General features: G+C 58.1%; 6 protein-coding genes and 1 pseudogene. 1 reads left to right on the forward strand and 6 read right to left on the reverse strand.

Translation table 11 applies throughout. From position 1 onward, the window contains the following. Window positions 1-5: 5 nt before the first annotated feature. From HVA01_RS13965 to HVA01_RS13990, 6 genes and pseudogenes are all read right to left on the reverse strand, one after another. Window positions 6-1280, reverse strand: coding sequence for a TRAP transporter large permease (locus HVA01_RS13965; protein ID WP_146876026.1), 1275 nt, complete (start codon window positions 1278-1280; stop codon window positions 6-8). Then, entirely contained in the window at window positions 1277-1822 is a 546-nt protein-coding gene (locus HVA01_RS13970) for a TRAP transporter small permease (RefSeq protein ID WP_146876027.1), read from the reverse strand. The genes HVA01_RS13965 and HVA01_RS13970 overlap by 4 nt, the downstream gene beginning before the upstream one ends. 98 nt (window positions 1823-1920) lie before the next feature. Beyond that, complete coding sequence (gene dctP / locus HVA01_RS13975) at window positions 1921-2994, reverse strand: TRAP transporter substrate-binding protein DctP (protein ID WP_146876028.1); 1074 nt, start codon at window positions 2992-2994, stop codon at window positions 1921-1923. 81 nt (window positions 2995-3075) lie between these two features. Next, window positions 3076-4011, reverse strand: a complete 936-nt coding sequence (lhpI, locus tag HVA01_RS13980) for a bifunctional Delta(1)-pyrroline-2-carboxylate/Delta(1)-piperideine-2-carboxylate reductase (RefSeq protein WP_146876029.1) — start codon at window positions 4009-4011, stop codon at window positions 3076-3078. A gap of 1 nt (window position 4012) precedes the next feature. Next, complete coding sequence (locus HVA01_RS13985) at window positions 4013-4369, reverse strand: RidA family protein (RefSeq protein ID WP_146876030.1); 357 nt, start codon at window positions 4367-4369, stop codon at window positions 4013-4015. A gap of 179 nt (window positions 4370-4548) precedes the next feature. Then, window positions 4549-5343: pseudogene (locus HVA01_RS13990) on the reverse strand (helix-turn-helix domain-containing protein); the annotation flags it as partial. A gap of 359 nt (window positions 5344-5702) precedes the next feature. Here HVA01_RS13990 and HVA01_RS13995 point away from each other — a divergent pair. Continuing rightward, window positions 5703-6866 (forward strand): glycosyltransferase, encoded by a 1164-nt coding sequence (locus HVA01_RS13995; protein WP_246129640.1) that lies wholly within the window; start codon window positions 5703-5705, stop codon window positions 6864-6866. The last annotated feature ends 48 nt before the right edge of the window (window positions 6867-6914 follow it).

Below are 6914 nucleotides of genomic sequence, written 5' to 3' on the forward strand. Positions count from 1 at the left end.
GCCCGTTACAGTAGAGAAGGAATCCAGGTGGAAAGCGCTGGGAATGCGGCCAGCAGCACAATCACCACTAAAAAGGACACATAAAACGGCAATGACGCCACTATCGCCCGCTCGTAGGGCACCTCGGCGATGCGCGCAGCGGTCATTAGCGTCATCCCCACGGGTGGCGTCACGTTGGAGATATTGAGCACCACGATCATCAAGATGGCGAAGTGCAGCGGGTCAAAGCCAAGCTGGATCATTGCAGGCACCAGCACCGGGGCAATGACCACCAGCGCGGGCAGCACATCCATCACCGTGCCGATCACCAGGAGTAGCAGGCACACCAACATCAATTGTACAAAGGCCACATCGCTAACGGTGGTGATCATGCTGGCCGCATCCCTGGCGATGCCCGAGCGGGTGACAAACCAGCCCAGCACGGCCGACGTTGCCAATAGAAAAAACACCACGCCGGAGAAACGTACCGTCGTGACCAGCGAATCCCATATCTTGCGCCAGGTAAGGTTACGGTAGAACACCACGCCAATCACGATGGCGTAAACCGCCGCAAAGCCTGAGGCTTCGGTAATCGTGGTTAACCCCGAGAGAATGCCGCCAAGAATGATCACGGGCACCACCATTGCGGGCAATGCGACGAGAAAGGCGACGATCGCCGCTTTAAAGGGCGTGGGTGCCTGCTTCGGGTAATTGCGCTTCCAGGCGAGGAAGAAGCTGACCCCCAACAGCGCCAGCGCCATGATCAAGCCGGGAATAATGCCACCGGCGAACAGGTCAATGACCGAGATATCCCGCAGCAACGTGGCATAAACCACCATCACTACGCTGGGCGGAATAATCGGCCCGATGATCGATGAGCAGGCGGTGACCGCAGCGGCGTACTCGGCATCGTAGCCCTGCTTTTTCATCTCAGGGATCATGATTTTGCCAATGGCGACGGTGTCGGTGACCGCCGCGCCGGTGAGCCCGGCAAAAAACACCGAAACCGAGATATTGACGTGGGACAGCGACCCGCGCACCCGGCCAAACAGGGCATTGTTGAACGCGATCAGCTTATGGGTCAGCCCGCCCTGGTTCATCAGTTCTGCAGTGAAAATAAAGTAGGGCACGGCGATCAGCAAAAAGCCCGAAACACCAGAGAACATGCGGTCAGCGATGATCCCCAGCATGCGCTCACCGCCTATTGCAAACCCGCCCGCGAGCCCCGACATGGCCATCACCACCGCCACCGGCGCACCGATCAACAGCAACAGCACAAATACCACAATCGCAGGCATCATGAGCGATGCTCCCCATCGGCGGTTTCAATCAGTTCATCAATCACATGGCGCTCATCGATAAAATGCTCCAGCAGGGCGAAACCATGCACCAGATGCAGCAACATGATGACGCCGCTAATGGGCAGTACAACGGCGGTAAACTTACTGGGAATTTGAATTTGCGCAGACACCATGTAGACCTGGGTGGCGCTCGTGAAGTAATCCCAGCCGTACCAGGTCAGCATCAGGGCAAACAGCGCAATCACTCCCAAGCAGAGCCCGGCAGCGATTTGCACCATTATTCTGGGCAGGCTGCGCACCAGTAGGGTCATGGCGACATGTTCGCCGTAGCGCAGCGAAATGGTCATGGAGAGAAAGCCGATCCACGGCAGAAACAACCGGGCCAGCGAGTAGGTCCAGCTCAACGTACTACCGGTAACCAGCTTGTAGAGAAACGCCGTAAACGAAATACCCAGCATCGCCAGGATACAGCCCACACAAACTACAATGGCCACCTGATTGACGCTATCGCTCAGGCGGCGCAACGGTTGTAATACGCCCATAACGACCCCTCATGGCAACGCCCGCTAACCACGTTTTACGCCGAGACGGACAATGCCGCCCCGGCGTCGATTAACAGCGCGTCGCTCTGGACATGCGTTTATTGGCCATAAACACGGTAGTCTTCGTCTGCAACCTCTTGGCCAACGCGCTCGACTTCATCCAGCAGCCCCTGAACACGGCCTTCTTCCATGCCAAAGTCATCGACGATCCATTCCTGCCACGCGGGGCGGGCAATGTCGGCCATGCGTTCGCGCTCTTCATCGGGCATCAGGTAGCACTCTTCAAAGCGATCACAGGACTCCACCCAACTGGCGGTGGCCAGGGCGCCGGACATGCCGTGACTGAGCTGAATCGCTTCCCGCGCGGAATTAATCAGCACCTGCTGGTGCTCTTCGGGTAACGATTGGTACCAAGACTCACTGACCATCCAGGGAGCGCTGTTGTAAACGTGCCCGGTGAGCGTGGTGTAGTCGGTGACGGCATCGAAGTTAAAGGTGGTATTGAGCACTGGCGCATTGAACTGACCATCGGCCAGGCCGGTTTCCAGCGCAGTGATCAGCTCGCCCCAGGGCAGCGGTGTGGCAGAAGCCCCGAGGGCTTGCATAATCGCCACGTGGGCGGGATTCTCTTCGGTACGAATATTGAGCCCTTCCAGGTCTTCGACGGTCTCGATCAAGCGCACATTATTGGTAAACGCCACAAAGCCGCCGCCATCGTCGAAGGTGCCCAGGTAGCGCATATCGGCGTCTTCGATGGTGCCGGACATGAAGTCAGCAAACCATTCACTGTCGAAGAAGGCCCATGCCTGGCGCCAGTTGGTAAACAGGAATGGCGCCGTAACCACCTGATAGTCGCCATAAAACGATGACATCGCCCCGGACGACATGATCGTCGACTGCAGCGTACGCCCGCCCTGAACTTCCGAGCCGTTTTCCACCTCGGAGCCTAGCTGGCCGCCACCGAAGATATTGACCGCAAGATCCCCGTCGGTGCGCGCCTCCACCAGGTTTTTGAAGTGCACCAGCGCCGGATAAATGGCGTTATTGCTCATGTTCTCCGGCAACTGGGTGGCGATGACCATTTCATGTGACTGCGCCTGGGCGTTGGCGCTGGCAATCGCCAAGGGGAGTGCCGCCATCGCGGCGATTAGCAAAGATCGATTAGCGTTCATAACATGCCTCTTTCTGGTTATTGGTGGGTCTTCGTTATGACTGGCGTTGCCACCTAATGGGCGGCGTGGTTGTTGTAGTGGTTATTCGGGCAGTGCTTCCCATACCTCGATGGCGGCAGCTAAATCTTCCAATGAAGCGCCGACTGATTTGAACAGCGTAATGGCGTCTGGCGACGACCGCCCTGGTTTAGCCCCGGATAGCACCTCGGCAAGCTCCGCCTGAACCTGCTCAAACTGGAATTCACCTTCGTCAATCGCCTGAAGAATATCCCCCGCTTCACCTTTGGCACCGGCGTAGGTATCCACAAACACCTCTGCGCGGCGCAGGCAGAGCGCATCGGTTTCGCGCATTTGTGGGCGAAACGCCCCGATCAAATCGATGTGGGTGCCAGGCGTCAGCCACTCGCCCTTGATCAGCGGCTGGGTAGAGAGCGTGACACAGCTGATAATGTCCGCTTCTGCCACGGCATCCGCCAACGCTTCCACTGCCTGGGTCTCGAATTGTTCGGCGTATTCCTTGGCAAGCGCCGCCGCTTTACTGGGGTTACGTCCCCAAATCATCACCCGTTTGATGGGCCGCACGCTGGCGTGGGCCTCAATCACCATGGGCGCCAGCTTGCCGGTACCCACCACCAGCAGCGTTTCTGCGTTTTCATTGGCCAAGGCCTGGGCGGCAAGCGCGGAGGCGGCTGCCGTGCGTCGACGGGTCAACTCGCTGCCATCGATACACGCCAGCGGCTGGCCGTGTTTGCCCTCGCTGAGCAAGTAAAGACCGGAGATCGCCGGAACACCGTGGTCGGCATTTTGTGGAAACACGTTGACCATTTTGACGCCGATATAGCCCGCCGCTTCCCAGGCGGGCATCAGCAGCATGGTGGCTTCGCCATCCGGCCGATGCATGGCGTGATGGTGGCGCGGCGGAGACTCAACCCCGTTGACGAAGGTGGTGTGAAGCCGCTTGATCAAGCCATCCCAGCTAAGCGTTTTGGCGACGTCTTGTGCAGATACAACCCGCATATCAGGCCTCCGGCAGCGCGGCGATCACCATGATCTCCACCTTCCACTCGGGCTTGGCGAGTTTGGCTTCAACCGCAGCGCGCACCGGCGGGCGGCCCGGCACGACCCAGGCATCCCAGGCGGCGTTCATCTGGTCGAACTCTGCCATGCTGGTGACCCAGATTTGCGCTGACAGCAGGTACTCTTTGGTAGTCCCCGCTTGGGCTAGCAGTTGATCAATGCGCGCCAGCACTTGCTCGGTTTGACCACGCATAGCCGCCGAGGCATCCGTGGGTACTTGACCGGCGAGATAAACGGTGCCGTTATGAACCGCGACTTGGCTCATCCGCGCATTGCTGTCTTGGTAGGTAACGCTCATTGGGTCTCTCCATGAAAGGGGCTTTTCAAAGACTAGAACGCTACGGGGCAAATTACTTGCCCGGCACTGCGGAAAGTTTGCCCGTAAGTCATGCAGGCAGGTTTTTCAGGAAAGGGGGATTTGAAAGCGGCAATCAACCGGCAACGTCTACCGACAAGGTATGTCTAGACAAGGTGCATCTATCTATCAGACGAAGGAGAGATATCAAAATAGCGTCGATAGGCGCGGGAAAAACTGCCCTGGTCGCGAAAGCCCACCAGCGTGGCGACATGCCCCAGGCTAAGCGTGCTGTGTCGCACCAGCGTACGCGCATGCTCCAGGCGCCTGCGCTGGACATAGGCCAGCGGCGTCACACCGGTCAGCTCACGAAAGCAGGTATGAAAGTGCCCGGGGCTCAAGGCACACAGGGCGGCTAGCTGTTCAACACGAACCTCATCGGCCAGATGCTGATCCAGCCAGGCGTCCAGACGGGCAAGATCAAGACGCTCGCTAATACAGTGCTGGCCCAACTGCCCTGCCGCTGCCGGAGTGGCATCGTGCAAATACATGGTCAGCGCGCGTAATAGCAGGATGGCAATTTCATTCTGCAGCGCGGGGCACTGTTCAAGCTGATTGGCCAGGGCGTGGGTCAGCTGGTTTAACGCCGGGGGCACGCTGAAGAAGCGCGGTTTATCGAACAGGCGTTCGATCTCGCTGCCTTTTTCCAGCGTGGCCAATTGAGCAACGGGAATATCCAGTACCAAAGTACGGTTACTGCCATCGCCCTGGTACTCGTGGTGGCGCGACGAGGGGATCAGACACCCGCGCCGGGCGGTCACTCTTTCCCCCTGCCCCTCCATCGAAAGCTCCGTGACACCACAGGTGGCCAGAATAAGCTGATGGAAGTCGTGGGTATGGGCCACCTGCTCCGAGGATAAGTTGCGACTATGCAGCTCAAAAAGGGTCATGGTGGAATACCGTCGTTTGTCGAATGCTGTTTCAACACTATTTTGAGCACGATCTAAATACTATAAAACGGCTAGGCGGCAAAAAGCGAGGGGACGATCAACTGTGCGCTAACGCATAGCCTGAAGAGCGGCAGACTGTCATCCGCCAGTCATAGAATCGGGTTAGCGTGCTCAAAAGCTGCCATAAGAGTTCAAATAACATGCCACAGCGCCGACGCCCTCCTCTCAGCGACGCGGAAGTTGCACCTCTTATAAAATTGGCCAACGGCAACGCCCTGGCGCTTCAACGCGAAGCTGACCGCAAGGCACGACTGGCCTCTGTTTCAAGGCTATTTCACCCGACGCCGTCAACTGACGAAGCTCCGTTGGCCGGCATGAAAATACTCATGATTTCGGATGTTTATTTTCCCCGCGTCAACGGTGTCTCTACTTCCATTGCCAGCTTTCGCGGCGCCCTTGAACGCCTCGGCCACTCGGTCACACTGATTTGCCCCGGCTACCCTGTGGGCCAGGTAGACGAGCCGGGCGTGCTACGCACCCGTTCGCGACAGGTTCCCGGCGACCCTGAAGACCGTATGATGCACTACCGGGAGCTGCTGGCCCTGGCGCCGCAACTGGCCAGCGAGGCCTTTGACCTGATTCATGTTCACACCCCCTTTACCGCGCACTATGCCGGCGTCGCCCTCGGCAGTCGGCTCGGCCTTCCGGTGGTAGCCACTTATCACACGCTTTTCGAGGAGTATCTGCACCACTATATTCGCTGGTTACCGCGACGTTGGCTGCGCTTTGCCGCACGAAGACTGTCGGTACACCAGTGCCAACAGGTTGACGCCATCGTGGCCCCCTCCAGAGCGATGTATGAAGCACTCACCCGCTACGGCGTCACCACGCCCACCGAGGTCATTCCCACCGGCCTGGCGCTGGAGACGTTCAGGCACCCCCAGCAAGATAGCGACTTTCGAGCCTATTACGACCTGCCGCAGGAAGCACGATTACTGCTTTATGTCGGCCGTGCCGCCTTTGAGAAGAACATCGATTTTCTGATCGACATGCTGCCCAAGGTATTGGCCGAACACCCCTCCACCCGTGTAATCATTACTGGCGAAGGTCCGGCCCATGATTCGCTGGTACGGCGCGCCCAGGAAATAGGCGTGGCAGAGGCGGTGCTATTTCTCGGCTATCTCGACCGCAACGGCCCGCTGCAAGCCGCCTACCGTGCAGCGGATGTGTTTGTGTTTGCGTCACGCACGGAAACCCAAGGGCTGGTACTGCTAGAAGCCATGGCGCTGGGCACACCGGTAGTGTCCACGGCAATGATGGGCACCCTTGATGTGTTAAAAGAGGGAGAAGGCTGCCTAATTGCCGAGGATAACCATGACGACTTCGCTACCAAGGTCAACCGACTACTAAGCGATGAAACCCTGCGCCAACAGCTTGCCGAGTGCGCTCAGGCCTATGCCTCCAGCTGGCATGAGGATGCCAAAAGCGAGGAACTGGTTACGCTTTATCGACAGCTGGCAGAGAAGCAGTTAGCTAATGCAAGAGAGTAAGAGCCGAAGTCTCCGTTGACACTTTGTGGACACATTAGGGCATTCAAT

The sequence above is a fragment of the Halovibrio variabilis genome, assembly GCF_007991175.1.
GTDB classification, from domain to species: Bacteria; Pseudomonadota; Gammaproteobacteria; order Pseudomonadales; family Halomonadaceae; genus Vreelandella; species Vreelandella variabilis.

Bases quoted from the DNA above. Each gene is read 5' to 3' on its own strand.
- dctP (WP_146876028.1), bottom strand. From the start codon at position 2,994: ATGAACGCTAATCGATCTTTGCTAATCGCCGCGATGGCGGCACTCCCC.
- HVA01_RS13970 (WP_146876027.1), bottom strand. From the start codon at position 1,822: ATGGGCGTATTACAACCGTTGCGCCGCCTGAGCGATAGCGTCAATCAG.
- HVA01_RS13995 (WP_246129640.1), top strand. From the start codon at position 5,703: ATGATTTCGGATGTTTATTTTCCCCGCGTCAACGGTGTCTCTACTTCC.
- lhpI (WP_146876029.1), bottom strand. From the start codon at position 4,011: ATGCGGGTTGTATCTGCACAAGACGTCGCCAAAACGCTTAGCTGGGAT.
- HVA01_RS13985 (WP_146876030.1), bottom strand. From the start codon at position 4,369: ATGAGCGTTACCTACCAAGACAGCAATGCGCGGATGAGCCAAGTCGCG.
- HVA01_RS13965 (WP_146876026.1), bottom strand. From the start codon at position 1,280: ATGATGCCTGCGATTGTGGTATTTGTGCTGTTGCTGTTGATCGGTGCG.